Below are 15,402 nucleotides of genomic sequence, written 5' to 3' on the forward strand. Positions count from 1 at the left end.
AGGCCCGCAGCCGTGTGCCCGGCCTCACCTGACCTCCCCGGACCTCCCCTCACTCCCGCACACGCGTGTACGGGACCGGCACACGCGCCCGGTTACGCTTCCCGTATGGGCAGAGCCGCAGGTGAGCAGATGGGGGTCGTGACCGCGCTGGTGCGGTCGACGTTCCTGGTGAACGCCGTGTACGCCGAGTCGAGTCGGGCGTTCGGCATCACCCCCCAGCAGGGCCAGCTGCTGTGCGTCCTCATGCCCCAGCCGTACGGCATGAGTGACCTCGGGGAACTGCTGGGGCTCGCCAAGTCCAGTCTGACCGGGCTGGTGGACCGGACCGTGCAGCGCGGTCTGGTGCGGCGCGAGGGCGACCCGCGGGACGGGCGGGCGGTGCGCGTCGGGCTCACGGAGGAAGGGGCCCGGCTGGCCCGGGAGTTCTACGACGCGACGCGCCGGCGGATCGCGGCCCTGCCCGAGGGACTCACCGGCACCGAACGCGAACGGCTCGCCGCGCTGCTCTCCCGCGTCGTCCTCGACAACAAGGTGCCCGAGGTGTTCACGGACCCCACGAACCCCACCAGCCCCGAGATCACCCCTTCGGGCCCGTAGGGCCCGTAGGGCCCGTACGACCCGTACGACCCGTACGACCCGTAGGGCCCGTAGGGCCCGTACGACCCGTAGGGCTCGCAGGACCCGTAGGGGCCGTAGGGGCCGTAGGGGCCGTAGGGGCCGTAGGGGCCGTACGTTGCGCAGGTTCCATAGGGGCCGTAGGGCTCGGATCGCCCGTGCCGTCCGGGGCGTGAGGTCGGCCGTTGTCGCAGCCGCCCCGGCCATCACGGCCACCCCTGCCATCGCGGCCATCGCGGCCATCGCGGCCGGCGAACGCCAGTGTCAGCGTCACCGTGATCGAGGCGAGCGCCATCAGGCTCATCGCGGTCGCCGGTGAGGTGAGTTGGGCCGCCCCGCCCGCCAGGGCCGCGCCGATCCCTTGCAGGGTGAGCATGCCGGCGGAGTGCAGGCCCAGGGCGTGGCCGCCGAGGGCGGGCGGGGTGAGGGCCATCAGGCGCTCCTGCTGCACCAGGCCCGCTCCGAAGCCGGCGGAGGCCAGGGCGGCGCACGCCGCCGCGAGCGGCGGGGCCGGGCGCAGGGCGAAGAAGGCGTACGGGGTGGCCAGGAGCAGCAGCAGGGGGGTGGTCAGGCGGGCGCGTACGGCGGGCGGGAGCAGGCGGCCGACGGTGAGGTCGCCGGCCAGCATGCCCAGCGCCGCGCACGCGAACAGGGTGCCCGCGGCGCCGGGGGCGTACGGCACGAAGAGGGCCTCGCAGCCGACGACCAGGCCGTTGGGGAGCCACAGGCCCAGGTAGAGCAGGCGGCGCGGGCGGGAGGACCACAGGAGGGCGTTGGTGCGCCGGGTCGCCGCGACCGAGGGGCGGCCGGCGGCCCGGGGCGGACGGGCGGTCAGGCCCAGGCGGGCGGTGGCGCCGGCGGTCACGTACAGGAGGGCGGCCAGGAGGAGGACGCGGTGCGGGGAGAGGGCGGTGAGCAGGGCGCCGCCGGTGGCGTAGCCGGCGATCTGCGTGAGGCCGCTCATCATGTTGAACACCGCCCGGCCGGGCAGGTAGCCGTCCGCGGGCAGGATCTCGTTCAGCAGGCCCCAGCGGACACCGCCGCCGAGGGCCGCGACCAGGCCCTGGGCGAGGACCACGGCGAAGACGGCGGCGACCGGGAGGCCGGGGACGGCCAGGACGGCCGTGGCGGCGGCGAAGGCGACGGAGAGACCGGCGAGGGCGGTCCTCGGGGGCAGCCGGTCGGCGCCCGAGAGGAGGAGCGTGGCGCCGAGGACCTGGGCGAGGGACGGGCCGAACATGCTGACCGCCGCGAGGAGCGGGGAGTCCGTCGCCCGGTAGACCAGCGTGGCGAGGGCGAGGCCCGCGGCCGTCTGGGCGGCGGTGTGCGCGGCGGAGGAGAGGAGGAGAGGCCTGAACTCCGGTGTCGTGAAGAGCTGTCGGTAGCTGGTCATGCGCGGAGTCTCGGGCGGGGACGCGGCCGGTCGTTATTGTTTCGCGGGCGCGCGAAAGGTCAGCGCGAACGGTCCGGGCAAGGAGTCAGACCGGAGGACCAGGGCCGGGGCAAGGGGTAAGGGCGAAGGGCCGGGGCAAGGGGTCGGGGCGAGAGGCCGGGGCGGCGGGCGGGTCGTACGGGCGGGAGGGGGCCGGTTCATGGGCTGGTGGCAGGTGAACGCGGACACGCTGGCGGGCAGCCGGTTCGTGGTCTCCGCGTTCGCCGAGACCTTCGCGGCTGTGAAACTGCTGCACGCGGGGGTGGCCGCGCATCCCGGGGAGGACGCGTGGCTGCGGGCGCATCTGCCGGGGTACCGGGAGCGGCTGGCCGCCGATCCCGTGACCGCGTCCCTGATCCGGGCCGGGCTCGGGCGGCACTGGATCGCGGACTTCCTCACCCCCACTCCGCGCGACGGCGAGCGGTTCGACGAGGCCGTCGCCCGGGTGCGCGCGGCCCGCCCCGCCGACGTGCGGGCGCATCTGCGGGTCTCCCTCGCCGGGGAGCTGCCGCCGGCCCTGGACCGGGACGACCTGGCCGAACGGGCGGCCCGGCTCCTGGAGTACGTCTGGGACGCCGCCGTACGGCCTTCCTGGGAACGGCGGCGCCGGGTGCTGGAGGCCGATGTGGTCGCGCGGACCGCACGGGTCGGCCGGGGCGGGTGGGCGGCGGTCCTGGACTCGTTGCGGCCGGGGACGCGGTGGCTCGGGGAGAACCGGTTCCAGGTCAACCCGCACGCGTATCCGCCGCGGGAGGTCGCCGGGGCCGAGCTGCTGTTCGTGCCGGTGACCCCGCGGACGGGGTGGGTGTCGTGGGAGGAGGGGAGGGAGCGGTACGCCGTCGTCTACCCCTGTACCGGCGTCCTCGCCGAGGACCACCGGGAGCGGGCCGCGCCGGCCGCCCTGAGCGCTCTCCTCGGGCCGGCCAGGGCGGGTGTCCTGACCCTCCTCGGCGAGGGCCCGCTGAGCACGACCCAGCTCGTCGCCCTGACCGGGCAGGGGCTCGGCTCGGTGGGACGGCACCTGCGGGTCCTGCTGGACGCCGGCCTGGTGGAACGGCGGCGGGCGGGCCGCTCGGTGCTGTACTCGCGGACGGCGGCGGGCGAGGCGCTGGCGGGGGCCAGCCGAAGAACCTCGTGAGCCCCCGAGCCCCCGGTTCCCCGCTCCCCCGGTCCCCCGAGGCCCCGGTTCCCCGCTCCCCCGAGCCCCCGGTCCCGTGGCCCCGGCCCGTCCGGCCATCCCGGCTCGCCGCTCCCGTCCGGCTGCCCCGGCCCGCCACCCCCGGCCGTCCGGCCTCCGGGGCTAGAGTCCGGGCATGACTACGAACACCGGTACTTCCCCCCTGGACGTCGAGATCGGTGCGCTCACGGGCGGTTCCGCCGGGCTCGCGCAGTACGCGGGCCGGGCCGTCCTCATCGTGAACGTCGCGTCCAAGTGCGGCCTGACCCCGCAGTACACGGGCCTGGAGCGGCTCCAGGAGCGGTACGCGGACCGCGGCTTCACCGTGCTCGGGGTGCCCTGCAACCAGTTCCTCGGGCAGGAGCCGGGGACCGCCGAGGAGATCGCGGAGTTCTGTTCGGCCACGTACGGCGTGACCTTCCCGCTGACCGAGAAGGTCGAGGTGAACGGGGAGGGGCGGCACGCGCTGTACGAGCGCCTCGTCGGTTTCGCGGACGCGGCCGGTCACGCGGGTGACATCCGCTGGAACTTCGAGAAGTTCCTCATCGGGCGGGACGGCGGCGTCGTCGCCCGGTTCTCGCCGCAGACCGAGCCGGAGTCCGCGGAGGTCGTCGCCGCCGTCGAGGGCCAGCTGGGCTGAGCGCGGTGCGCGCGCCGCTGTCGACGAGGGCGGCGGCGACCTGGAACAGCCGGGCCCCCTCGGCAAGGACGGCGAGCTCGTCGAGAGGGCTCCGGTGGTGTCGGTGAGGTGGTGCCGGCCCGACGGGGCCCTGAGGCGCCCGTGGGGACCCGCCGTGGGGCGGGGTCCGGGAGGATCCCCGCCCTACGCCTTGACCGAGGCGACGAAGAGGTTCCACGCGTCGGCGGGGAAGTCCAGCACGGGCCCGTCCTGGACCTTGGAGTCCCGTACGGCCATGGCCGCGACGACCGGCGACTTGACCTCGACGCACGCGCCGTTGCCGGTCGAGTAGGAGGACTTGGTCCAGGTGTCCGTGCTGCCCTGACGAATTGCCATTTTTTTCGCTCCGCTTTGCCAGTGAGATGAGTTGCTGTCGCCGTACGCAGGGCACGACTGCGGGCCCACGGCACGGTTCGCGCCAACGGTGGTGTCCGGTGGCGTGATCGACGCTACTGGCTGACATCGACTTCCGAAGCGACTATTCACTCGACCGGTTGGCATATTCCAGGTGGGCCTTCCATACCGGCCGGGTGACGTGTATGGTGCGGCGCTTTTGCGCCGAGAACGCCCTAACGGGCGTAGTCCTTCGCGATGTCGGCGATGAACTGGCGGGACTGGTCCACGTTCAGGGCCTGGGCCCGCAGGTGCTCGTACATCACGCTGTACTTCTGCACGTCGTTCGGCTTCTCCAGGTAGAGGTCGCTGGTGACGCCCTCGATGTAGACGACACTGGAGTCGGACGCGTCGGGGAACTCCAGGATCGCGTACTGGCCGTTCAGACCCGGGTGCGCGCCCATCTCGAAAGGGATCACCTGGACGGTGACGTGCGGCAGCTGGGACTGCTCGACGAGGTACTCCAACTGGTCGCGCATGAGGGAGCGGTTGCCGACGACGCGGCGCAGCGCGGCCTCGTCCATCACCGTCCACAGGCGCAGCGGGTTCTCCTCGGCGCTGATTCGTTCCTGCCGCCGCATCCGTACCTGCACCCGCTTCTCGATCTCCGTGGGCACGGTCTCCGGCAAGGCTCCCGAGATCAGCGTCTCGGCGTACTGGCGGGTCTGCAACAGGCCGGGCACGACCTGCGGGTCGTACACGCGCAGGCTCGCCGCGTCCGTCTCCAGGCCGATGTAGACGCTGTAGGGGACGTCCCCGAAGGCGTGCCACCAGCCCTGCTGGCGCGAGTCCTTGGCCATCTGCATCAGCGAATCGACGATCCGCTGGTCCTCGACCTCGTAGACCCCGCACAGATCGCGGACGTCGCGCTGGCTGATGCTGCGGCGGCCGTTCTCCAGGCGGCTGATCTTCGACTGGGACACGAGCAGGCGGTCGGCGACCTGTTCGGCCGTCATGCCCTTGTCCTCGCGGAGCTTGCGCAGCTCCTGGCCCAGCCGGCGCCGCCGGACGGTGGGATTGACATTGGACGCCACGGGACGTGCACCTCCGGCTGCATGCCTGTCATTGACACTTTGCGTATCTGCTGTTGAGCAGACTGCCACCAAGGTGCTCACTACCGCTGGAAAACGGTGGATATGCGGCCGGTACACGTCACTTGGGCGTTTCCGCGGTTCCGCTCCCACCGCTTCCCGCCCCCGCCGCTCCCCGCCCCCGCCCTCACTTCCGCCACTTCCGCCGGACATGCGTCCGCGCGGGGCGGTGGCGCCGGGTGTCCCGGAGGACGTACGGCTTCACCGCCCCGCGCGGCCGCGCGGCTCCCGAACGGGTTCTGCGGGTCTTGCGGGGGCGCAGGGGACCGGCGCCTGCGCACCGGGTCCCTTACGGGTCGTACGGGTCATGCGGGTCGTACGGGTCATGCGGGCGGCCGTGCGTCCACACGGCCCGCGCCCGTACGGGCCTTACGGGTCCTACGAGCCTTACGGACCCTAAGGGCCTTACGGGTCTTGCAGGCGGTACCGGCGGTACGGGCTGTGTGCACCGTACCGGCTGTGCGGGCCGTACGGGTACGGCGTGGGACGGCGGCTCAGTGGGCCACGACGCGCGCCATGGGGCCTCGGCCCGGCTGCGCCGGAACGCCACGAGCGGGTTCCGGAGCGGACCTGCCTCCCGGTCCGGCCTGGCGGCCGGGCGCCTGGGCCGGGTTGCGGCGCGGCTGGGCCCCGGCACCGTTCTGAACGTCCATCACGGCGTGTGCCACGAGGCCGCCCATGGGGTCGTGCCGGATCAGGTCCCGCAACCGGGACCGGGACGAGCGCCCCTCGTTGCCCGGGTACAGGTGCTTGCCGAGACCCACCGCGTGCGCCAGCGCGGCGAGCGCCGCGGTCCGCGGGTCCGGCGGCACGCCGGTGCGGATCGCGGAGTCCAGCCGGGTCCTGATCTCCCGGCTGATCGCCGTGTCCGTCGCCTGGTAGCGAGTCGTCGGCAGCACTCCGCACATCTGGCCCGCGACGGCATGCACCATGCCGCACCGCTCCAGATGCGAGAGGTAGGTCTGGCGTAGCCCGAGACGCGGCCCGCCGATCCAGTGGACGGCCCGCACCGGTGCGCCGCGCCTTCGCAGCAACTCCAACGCGCAGTCCAGTGTCGGATCTCCAGTCGGCCGTGGGGACACCACGGCGATACGATCCCCGTCTGGGGCTATCCGTCCGGCCAGCGCCAGCTCCACTAGCTGTGCTCCGGCCAGACCAAGGTCGAGCGACTGCGGCTGTGCAGTGGTACCCGTGGTCGGGTCCAGTGCCAGCAACAGAAGCTCCTCCGGAAGTGTTCTGCGGCTCCTGCCCATCCATGCCTCCCCGCGTGGATGAATGACAGGGTGACCCCTCTCACATTCATCTGTCGAGGGTGCGTGACCTGTTCGTAGTGGAACCAGTAGGTATGTCGTTCTCGTCTACCGCTGGAGCCGAGCCCTCGACACAGGACACTGGTACATGGTTCGGACAGCCCGTGAGGCGGTGTCCCGGGCGGGCGGTTCATGGTTCGACAGGCGCGCGGTGGCGTGCGGCACATGGAGGAGGCATCGGTGGCGGGCGAGTCCCCCGACAGGTCGAAGCAGCGTGAGTCGTCGGAGGAACCGACGTCGGGGAGCGCGGGAACGGTTCCCGAGGCCCGGGATCCGCGGATCCCGGTGACGCGGGAGAACGAGGCGTCGGCTTCGGCGCCGGGCTCGTCCCGGGGCGGAGTGGACACGGCGACCCGGGTGTTCTCCGTGCGCGACCTGAAGACCGAGGGCGAGGGCGAGGACACGGCGGAGGACTCCGCGGGCGGCGCCGACCCCGCCGAGGGCGCGTCGGCGGACACCGGGGGCCGGGAGAAGCCCGAGGGCACCGGGAAGGCCTCCACGGACCCCGAGGCCGCCGAGACGGCCGGAGAGGCGCGCGAGGGGGCGCACGGGGCGGACACAGCGGCCTCCGGCGGCTCCGGCGCCCCCGAAGGCGGCGACGCGCGCCTGAAGGCCGCCGTGGCCCAGTGGGTGACCTCGGCGGACGACAGGGGCGAGAAGGGCGGCGCCGGCGCCGGAGAAGCCGACGGGTCCGACGACACCGACAAGTCCGGCAAGTCCGGTGATGACACCGCCGCCGACGACGACGCGGACGCCGGTGCCGACGCCGGGCCGGAGCCCGAGGCCAAGTCCGCGCCGAAGGCCGCCCCCAAGTGGGCCACGGGCCCCGACGGGAACGCCGAAGCCGAGTCCGGGTCCAAGACCGACGCCAAGGCCAAGACCGACGCCAAGGCCGAGGCCGACGCCAAAACCGAGGCCGACGAACCGAAGTCGGGCGAGCCGAAGCCCGCCGCGGCCGACGCCTCCAAGTCCGGCACCCCCAAGCCCGAGGGCGCCAAGTCCGAGGACCCCGCCTCCCCCGTCGACCAGCCCACCGCCGTCTTCAAGGCCGTACGGCCCCCCGCGGCCGCCGTCGACCAGCCGACCACCATGCTGAAGCTGGGCGATGCAGCGAAGCCGGGCTCGAAGACCGACGCGAAGCCGGGCTCGAAGACCGACGCGAAGCCCGACGCGAAGTCCGGCGCCGACGCGAAGCCCGGCGCCGGCAAGCAGGGCAGCCGGAAGGACGAGCCCGAAGCCGAGGCCGAGCGGACCAGCAAGTTCGTCGCGCTCAAGCCGCTCGACGACCCGTCCACCCGCAAGCCGAAGCCGGCGGAGCCCGCCACACCCGGACAGGCACCCGGAAAGGCCCCCGGCAAGGCTCCGGGCAAGGCACCCGGAACCGCTCCCGCCGAAGCCACCGCCGTCGTCCCGCAGATCGGCCCCGAGCGGACCACGCAGCAGCCGCTGCCGCCGAAGCCGCCGCTGGACCTGCTGGCCGAGCTGACGAACACCCCGCCGCCCCCGCCGACTCCGCTGCGGACGTTCGCCCGCCGGGTCAAGATCTGGACGCCGCTGGTCATCCTGCTGGTCATCGTCTTTGCGATCGTGCAGGCGGTGCGGCCGCTGCCGGCGACCGCGCTGACGCTCACCGCGAAGGACTCGTACACGTTCGAGGGCGGCGAGCTGTCGCTGCCGTGGCCGGACGAGGGCCAGGGCTGGATGGACGTCGACGGCATCGGCACGATGGACGGCTTCGGCGACCAGGAGCCGGTCGCCATCGGCTCCGTCGCCAAGGCCATGACGGCGTACGTCGTCCTCAAGGACCACGCGCTGAAGTCGGGCGAGGAGGGGCCGAGCGTCCCGGTCGACGCCACCGCCGAGAAGGAGGGCGGCTACGACGCGGACGGCGAGTCCACCCTCAACACCGTCAAGGAGGGCGACAAGCTGACCCTGCGCCAGGCGCTCTCCGCGATCATGATCCCGTCGGCGAACAACATCGCGCGGCTGCTGGCCCGCTGGGACGCGGGCACCGAGGCGGAGTTCATCGAGAAGATGAACGCCACCGCCCAGGAGCTCGGGATGAAGAACACGACGTACACCGACGCCTCCGGGCTGAAGGAGACCACCGTCTCCACCGCCGAGGACCAGGTGAAGCTGGGCAACGAGCTGGTGAAGATCCCCGCGCTGATGGAGATCACCAGGCTGCCGGAGTGGACCGACCCGTCCGGCCAGAAGTGGCGCAACTACAACACGCTCGTCCCCTACAACGGCGCCATCGGCATCAAGACCGGCTCCACCACCAAGGCCGGCGGCAACCTGCTGTTCGCGGCCACCAAGGAGGTCGGCGGGGAGACGGTCACCCTGGTCGGCGCGGTCCTCGGCCAGCACAAGCCGTCGATCATCGACACGGTCAACGCGGTCAGCAAGACCGCGCTGCTCGCCGCGCAGGACGCGCTGGTCTCGTCGAAGATCCTGACCAAGGGCGACGTCGTCGGGTACGTGGACGACAAGCTGGGCCACCACACCCCGGTCGTGGTCACGAAGGACGTCGCGGCGGTCGGCTGGGCCGGGCTGACGACGAAGCTGTCGTTCGCCGCCGGGGAGGTGCCGCACACCGCGAAGGCGGGCACCCAGGTGGGCACGCTCACCGTGGGCGACGGCTCCGGCGGCGCGGTCGAGGTGCCGGTCGCCCTCCAGACGGACCTGGTCGAGCCCGGCTTCACGGACAAGTTGACCCGCGTCGGCTGACCCGCCGGCCGCGCGCGGCCCCTCTCCCACCCCTACCGCACCCCGCCAGGGCCACCGCCCGGCGGGGTGCGTGCTAGCGTCACGAAACGGACAGGTCGGCGGTCGCGGCGACGCGGCCGTGAAACGGGCGCGAACGGGACGCGGCCGAGAAGAGAAGACGGGACACGGGGAGTTGCCTTCAGGTGGCCACTGCGGAGCCGACACGCGCCGACGACACCGATCCGGGCCCGGACACCGGCCCGCGGCTGCACCTGCCCGCACCTCAGGCCGGTGACCACGACCGCGACACCGGCGACCGTCACGTCGACGACCGCGGTCCCGGTGACGGCGGCCCCGTCGGCCCCGGCGACCGCGATGAGGGCGACCGCACCCCCGGCGACAGCGACGGCTACGGCGCCGGCGGCCCCGGCGACGGCGACAGCGGCCCCGGTGACCGCCGCACCGGCGAGCGGGAGCCCGCTGCCGGGGCATCCCGCGTGAGGGGGCTCCTCGGCCGCACCGCCGCCTGGCTGCGGCGGCATCTCGTGTTCTCCGTGACGGTCCTGTCCGGCGTCCTGCACGTCGTCTGGTTCTTCGCGTTCGCGAACAGCGGTGGGGATCTGGCGGCGCAGGACGCGTGGGCCGAGTTCGTCGGCCGTCACCCCGACTCCGCGTACAACCTCGCCTGGTACGGCGGGATGCACCCGGTCTCGTACAGCGTGGTGTCGCCGTATCTGATGTCCGTCCTCGGCGTCCGGACGACGATGATGATCGCCGGGACGCTCTCGGCGGGGCTGCTGACGCTGATCCTGCTGCGCTGCCGGCCGGTGCGGAACCCCCTGTGGCCGGCGCTGGCGGGGGTCTTCGCCCTGCTGTGCAACGCGGTCTCGGGACGGGTGACGTTCGGGCTCGGCAACATGTTCGCGCTGGCGGCGGTCGCCGTCGTGTTCTGCTGGCCGTACCGCTGGCGCTACAAGCGGTGGGCGAAGGCGCTGTGCGCGGCGCCGCTGGCCGCGCTCGCCACCATGGGGTCGCCGGTGGCGGGCCTGTTCGTGGGGCTGGTGGCGGCCGCGCTGTTCCTCCAGAAGCGGCGGCCGGGCGCGTGGGCGCTGGGCCTGGCGCCGAGCGCGGTCGTCGCGGTCTCCGCCTGGCTGTTCCCCTTCTCCGGCACCCAGCCGATGTCGTTCGGCTCGGCGTCCCTGCCGCTGCTGTTCTCGGTGGTCGTCTTCGCGGTCGTGCCGCGCGACTGGAAGACGGTACGGATCACGGCGGCGGTGTACGGGCTCGCGGTGCTGCTGGTGTGGGTCATCAGCTCGCAGATCGGGTCGAACATCACGCGTCTGTCGATGCTGTTCGCGGGCGTGGTGCTGATGGCGGCGCTGCCGTTCGCGGTGCCGCGCAGCCGCAAGTGGTACGTGATCGTCCTGTCGTCGGTGCTCTTCGTCGGCTGGATCGGCTACAAGTCGGTCGACGACATCGTCCGCACGACACCGGCCGCGTCCTGGGCGCGTGAGCTGGCGCCGCTGGTCAACGAGTTGCAGGAGGTCGGCGCGGAGAAGGGCCGGGTGGAGGTCGTCCCGGCCCGCTCGCACCGCGAGGCCTCCGCGCTGGCGCCGTACGTCAACCTGGCGCGCGGCTGGAACCGGCAGGCGGACATGGAGCGCAACCCGCTCTTCTACGACGACACGCTCAACTCGGCGAACTACCACGAGTGGCTCCAGCGGTGGGCCGTGCACTTCGTGGTCGTCCCCAAGGACGAGCCGGACGGGGACGGCGGGCAGCGGGAGCGGGAGCTGGTGCAGCGGGGGCTGCCGTATCTGGAGCAGATCTGGGGCGACGCCAACTGGCAGCTCTTCCGGGTCACCGACCCCGCGCCGCTCGCCGAGCCGAACGCGGTGGTGGAGCTGGCGGCGCAGGGCGAGATGAGGATCGACGTGCGCAAGGCGGGGCGGATCCTGATCCGGATCCCGTACTCGCCGTGGCTGGGCCTGGTCGACGCGGAGGGCGAGGGCCTGGAGCCGCCGCAGGAGACGGAGGCGTCCAAGAACCGGGCCGAGGGCGAGCCGAAGACGTACGAGAACGTGAACGGCTGCCTGTTCGAGACGGAGGAGGACGCGGACGGCGACCGGTGGACCATGCTGGTCGCCCCGTCGGCGGGGACGTACCGGCTGGCGGCGCCGTATCAGCTGCGCCGGGGGACCCCGTGCCCCGACGAGCTGAAGTGACCCTGAATCGCCCCTGAGCCGACCGCTCGGCCGCGCCCCTGAGCCGACCGCTCGTTTTCGGCCAACTCCCGCACCTCACACAGCCGTTCAGATCCATGAATCCAGGTCACCACGGAGAACTATTTTACCCGCTCTTGACCTACCGTGCGCTTGCCGCGGCCATGTCACCGAACCCAGAGTTCACATGCCTGACCCTGGCGTGCGAACCCTGGAAGGGGGCACATGAACGGTCTCGACTGGGCCGTGCTCATCGGCTACTTCGGTGTGATGGTCGCCATCGGAGTCTGGTCCCACAAACGGGTCGACAACGTCAGCGACTTCTTCACCGCGGGCGGCAAGATGCCCTGGTGGCTGTCCGGCATCTCGCACCACATGTCGGGCTACAGCGCGGTGATGTTCACCGGCTACGCCGGCATCGCCTACACCTACGGCGTCACGTCCTTCGTCACCTGGTCCTTCCCCATCGCCCTCGGCATCGCCATCGGCTCCAAGCTGTTCGCGCCCCGCATCAACCGGCTCCGCTCCCGGCTCCACGTCGCCTCCCCGCTGGAGTACCTGAAGAACCGGTACGACCTGAAGACCCAGCAGGCGCTGGCCTGGTCGGGGATGCTGCTGAAGATCGTGGACGTGGGCGCCAAGTGGGCCGCCATCGCCACCCTGCTGTCCGTGTTCACCGGTATCTCGCTGAACCAGGGCATCCTCATCACCGGCGGCATCACGGCGGTCTACTGCACGATCGGCGGGCTGTGGGCGGACGCGCTGACCGAGCTGGGACAGTTCGTCATCCAGCTCCTCGCCGGTGTCGCGATGTTCATCGCGGTCGTGCTGGAACTCGGCGACCGCAACATCGGGTTCCTCGGCGCGTGGGACGAACCGGCCTTGCAGGGCCACGACAAGCCGCTGGTCGGACCGTACGGCACGGTGTTCCTGCTGGCGTTCCTCTTCATCAAGCTCTTCGAGTACAACGGCGGCATGCTCAACCAGGCCCAGCGCTACATGGCCACCGCCACCCCGCGGGAGGCCGCGCGCTCGGCCCGGCTGTCGGCGGTGCTGTGGCTGGTGTGGCCGGTGGTGCTGTTCTACCCGATGTGGATGTCACCGCTGCTCGTCGAGTCGCAGAAGCCGGACGGCTCCGACTCCTACGGCCTGATGACCGAACAGCTCCTGCCGCACGGTCTGCTGGGGCTCGTCATCGTCGGATTCTTCTCCCACACGATGGCCATGTGCTCCTCCGACGCGAACGCCATCGCCGCCGTCTTCACCCGCGACTGCGCACCGGTGATCTCGGCCAGGGCCCGCGCGTGGAACCAGCGCTCCGGGCTGATCGCGGCCCGGATCGCGACGGTCGTCTTCCTCGCCCTGTCGATGGCGGCCGCCACCCAGGTCAACTCGCCCACCTTCAAGGACATCATCACCGTCGTGATCAAGTGGGTGGCCGGGCTGATGGGACCGATGGCGATCCCGATGATGCTCGGCCTGCTGCGCCCGTTCCGCCGCTCCGGCCCGACGGCCGCCCTGACCAGCTGGTCGATGGGACTGCTCGCCTTCTGGCTGGTCAACTACCCGATCAACTGGAACGTCGAGGGCGGGGTGCCGCTCCAGTACCAGGTGTCCGTGCCGCTCGCGGTGTCACTGGTGCTGTACGTCCTGATCGGCTTCCTCAAGCCGGAGGACACCCCGGAACGGCTGGCGATCATCGACCGGATCAACTCGGACGGGGACGGCCCCGGCGTGGCGGGGGCTGCGGTCCCGCTCCCCGCGGAGCCCGTGCAGGACGTCGTACGGGCCCCGGCCGAGGACCGGTGAGGGGCGGCCCTCTCAGGTCGCCCACGCGAGCGCGCCGGTCATGGCGCTGTGCAGGAGGGGCCCGTCGGCTCGCTGGTCGGGTACGGCCTGGGCGAGGCCGGCGCGTCCCCCGAGATCAGCCTGATCAGCGGCATGGCCGCCGGTGCCACCGCGGTCGTGGCGAAGCCGGCGGGTGACCGTCCCCGGGTGCCGAGGTCCGACTTCACGGTGCGGGTCGCGGCAGCACCCGAAGTCGTCCTCCCGCCCGGCCCCTGAAACCGGCGAGGCGGCTTCCGTTCAGCTCCCCGGCGGTTCCTGCCGCGCTTCCGGCACGGCGTAACCGGGCACGGACGGCCACCGGACGGTCAGCACCACCGAGTCCTCCTCCGCGCACCACGAGTGGTCGACCCCGCGCCCCCACACGACGTAGTCCCCCTGCCGCTCCAGCAGGACGCTGCGGCCGGGGACGTCGACCCGGAAGCGGCCGCTGACGAGGACGAGGAGGGCCGTGCGTTCCTCGCCCCGTACCCACCGCACCCGCTCGGCGCCACGGGGGTGGACGCCCCATTTGATCTCCACGGCCGCACTGTGGCGCGGATCGCCGGGGTCCTTGAAGTGCCCGAGGAGCCAGCCCCGGTCCAGTGCCGCGTCCTCGCCCGCGTTGCCCACGTACACGTTGTCGCTCACCGACCGGGACGCTAGCAGCCGCCCGCGTGTCCTGCTTCGGACGCCCCCGTGCACCTCGCCTGCCGCAACGGCCCGCGCCGGTAGGCCGGTTCGGGCCGCCGGCGCGGTCGCGGGCCTACGCTCTGTCGCCCCGGGGATAGCGCGCCAGCCAGCCCGGTGACGCGCCCGTGGGGGTGTGGAGGGCCGGGCCCTGGGTCATCTCCATGGCGAAGTCGTCGGCGAGTTCGAGGATCGTGGGACGGCCCTCCAGTTCGGCCAGCCAGGCCGGCGGGAGGGCCGTCTCGCCGTGCAGGGCGCCGAGCAGGCCGCCGGTCAGGGCGCCGGTGGGTGCCGAGGGGGCGCCGTGGTTCACGGCGAGGCGCAGGCCGTGGCGGACGTCCTCCGCGACCAGGGCGCAGTAGACGGCGGCGGCCAGGACCGCCTCGGCCGTGCCCGCGCCGGCCAGTTCCTCCACCCGCGCCGGGCCCGGCAGACCCTGCCGTACGGCGCCCAGCGCGTGCTGGAGCGCCTGCGACACCGCCTCGTGTCCGGGCCGCGCGGCCAGCAGGGCGAGCGCCCGCTGCACCGCGCCGTCGAGGCTGTCGCCGCGGGCCAGGGCGTGCACGGTCACCGCGTACGCGCCCGCCGACAGACAGGCCGTGGGGTGGCCGTGGGTCTGGGCCGCGCACTCAACGGCGAGCTGGGCGACGAGTTGCGGCTCCCAGCCGACGAGGAGGCCGAACGGCGCCGACCGGACCGTGGCCTCCGGGCCCGTGGCGCCGGTGTTCTTGGGCGACTCCAGGGTTCCCATGGTGTCGTCGCCGAGCCCGAGCAGCAGGGGCCGGGTCGGGTCCCGGCGGGCGTACAGCCACTCCTCGCGGGCGAGCCAGCCGTCGTCCTTGCGGCGCAGGTCGGGGCCCCAGTCGCGCTGGGTCGCCGCCCAGCGCAGGTACGCCCGGTGCAGGTCGGTCGGCGGGTGCCAGGCGCCGGTGTCGCGGCGGACCTGGGCGCGGATCAGGCCGTCCACGGTGAAGAGGGTGAGCTGGGTGAGGTGGGTGACGGCGCCGCGGCGGCCGTAGGCGGGGGCGAGGTCGACGAGGCCCTCGGGGCCGTGGGCCCGGCGGATCTCCTCCAGGTCCATCAAGTCGACGGGTGCCCCGAGCGTGTCCCCGACGGCCGCGCCCAGCAGCGTGCCACGCACCCGGCTGCGGAAGTCCTGCTGTTCGCTGCGGCCCCAGACGGCGCCGGTTGTCGCACCCACCAAGTCCTCCCGGCACCGTCCGTACGTACGACGTTCGTCACTGTAATCGACGGAGGCGA

General features: G+C 72.7%; 13 protein-coding genes. 7 read left to right on the plus strand and 6 right to left on the minus strand.

Annotation, left to right across the window (positions count from 1 at the left end):
* Positions 1–129 precede the first annotated feature (129 nt).
* Positions 130–597: a MarR family winged helix-turn-helix transcriptional regulator gene (locus ACZ3KJ_RS17190; protein WP_467528072.1), complete on the plus strand. Its 468-nt coding sequence runs from the start codon at positions 130–132 to the stop codon at positions 595–597.
* Here ACZ3KJ_RS17190 and ACZ3KJ_RS17195 read toward each other — a convergent pair.
* Complete coding sequence (locus tag ACZ3KJ_RS17195; protein WP_467527736.1) at positions 578–2,008, minus strand: MFS transporter; 1,431 nt, start codon at positions 2,006–2,008, stop codon at positions 578–580. The genes ACZ3KJ_RS17190 and ACZ3KJ_RS17195 overlap by 20 nt on opposite strands.
* A gap of 199 nt (positions 2,009–2,207) precedes the next feature.
* Here ACZ3KJ_RS17195 and ACZ3KJ_RS17200 point away from each other — a divergent pair, with 199 nt between their 5' ends.
* Positions 2,208–3,185 carry an ArsR/SmtB family transcription factor gene (locus ACZ3KJ_RS17200; protein WP_467527738.1) on the plus strand — a complete coding sequence of 326 codons (978 nt, stop codon included), beginning with the start codon at positions 2,208–2,210 and terminating at the stop codon, positions 3,183–3,185.
* Between the two features lie 175 nt (positions 3,186–3,360).
* Positions 3,361–3,864, plus strand: a complete 504-nt coding sequence (locus ACZ3KJ_RS17205) for a glutathione peroxidase (RefSeq protein ID WP_467527739.1) — start codon at positions 3,361–3,363, stop codon at positions 3,862–3,864.
* Between the two features lie 183 nt (positions 3,865–4,047).
* On the opposite strand, the gene ACZ3KJ_RS17210 is transcribed toward ACZ3KJ_RS17205, so the two are convergent.
* The 3 genes from ACZ3KJ_RS17210 to ACZ3KJ_RS17220 form a co-directional block, all read right to left on the minus strand.
* On the minus strand, positions 4,048–4,239 hold the full coding sequence (locus ACZ3KJ_RS17210; RefSeq protein ID WP_389521569.1) for a DUF397 domain-containing protein: 192 nt from the start codon (positions 4,237–4,239) through the stop codon (positions 4,048–4,050).
* A 233-nt stretch (positions 4,240–4,472) separates the two neighbouring features.
* Positions 4,473–5,330: a helix-turn-helix domain-containing protein gene (locus ACZ3KJ_RS17215; protein WP_467527741.1), complete on the minus strand. Its 858-nt coding sequence runs from the start codon at positions 5,328–5,330 to the stop codon at positions 4,473–4,475.
* Positions 5,331–5,881: 551 nt separating this feature from the next.
* Positions 5,882–6,640, minus strand: coding sequence for a GOLPH3/VPS74 family protein (locus tag ACZ3KJ_RS17220; protein WP_467527742.1), 759 nt, complete (start codon positions 6,638–6,640; stop codon positions 5,882–5,884).
* Positions 6,641–6,862: 222 nt separating this feature from the next.
* Between ACZ3KJ_RS17220 and ACZ3KJ_RS17225 the strand changes: the two genes are divergently transcribed.
* The 4 genes from ACZ3KJ_RS17225 to ACZ3KJ_RS17240 all read left to right on the plus strand — a co-directional run bounded on the left by ACZ3KJ_RS17225 (position 6,863) and on the right by ACZ3KJ_RS17240 (position 13,692).
* A complete protein-coding gene (locus ACZ3KJ_RS17225) occupies positions 6,863–9,427 on the plus strand; it encodes a serine hydrolase (RefSeq protein ID WP_467527744.1) in 2,565 nt (854 codons plus the stop codon).
* Positions 9,428–9,609: 182 nt separating this feature from the next.
* Entirely contained in the window at positions 9,610–11,631 is a 2,022-nt protein-coding gene (locus tag ACZ3KJ_RS17230; protein WP_467527746.1) for an MFS transporter, read from the plus strand.
* A 222-nt stretch (positions 11,632–11,853) separates the two neighbouring features.
* Positions 11,854–13,437, plus strand: coding sequence for a sodium:solute symporter family protein (locus ACZ3KJ_RS17235; protein ID WP_467527748.1), 1,584 nt, complete (start codon positions 11,854–11,856; stop codon positions 13,435–13,437).
* A gap of 48 nt (positions 13,438–13,485) precedes the next feature.
* Positions 13,486–13,692, plus strand: coding sequence for a hypothetical protein (locus ACZ3KJ_RS17240; RefSeq protein ID WP_467527750.1), 207 nt, complete (start codon positions 13,486–13,488; stop codon positions 13,690–13,692).
* Between the two features lie 21 nt (positions 13,693–13,713).
* Here ACZ3KJ_RS17240 and ACZ3KJ_RS17245 read toward each other — a convergent pair whose 3' ends face one another.
* The gene (locus ACZ3KJ_RS17245) at positions 13,714–14,103 is read right to left on the minus strand and encodes a signal peptidase I (RefSeq protein WP_467527752.1); all 390 of its coding nucleotides are present in this window, start codon (positions 14,101–14,103) and stop codon (positions 13,714–13,716) included.
* Positions 14,104–14,218: 115 nt separating this feature from the next.
* A complete protein-coding gene (locus ACZ3KJ_RS17250) occupies positions 14,219–15,343 on the minus strand; it encodes an ADP-ribosylglycohydrolase family protein (RefSeq protein WP_467527754.1) in 1,125 nt (374 codons plus the stop codon).
* Positions 15,344–15,402 lie beyond the last annotated feature (59 nt).

This window comes from Streptomyces sp. NPDC003248 (assembly GCF_055563235.1).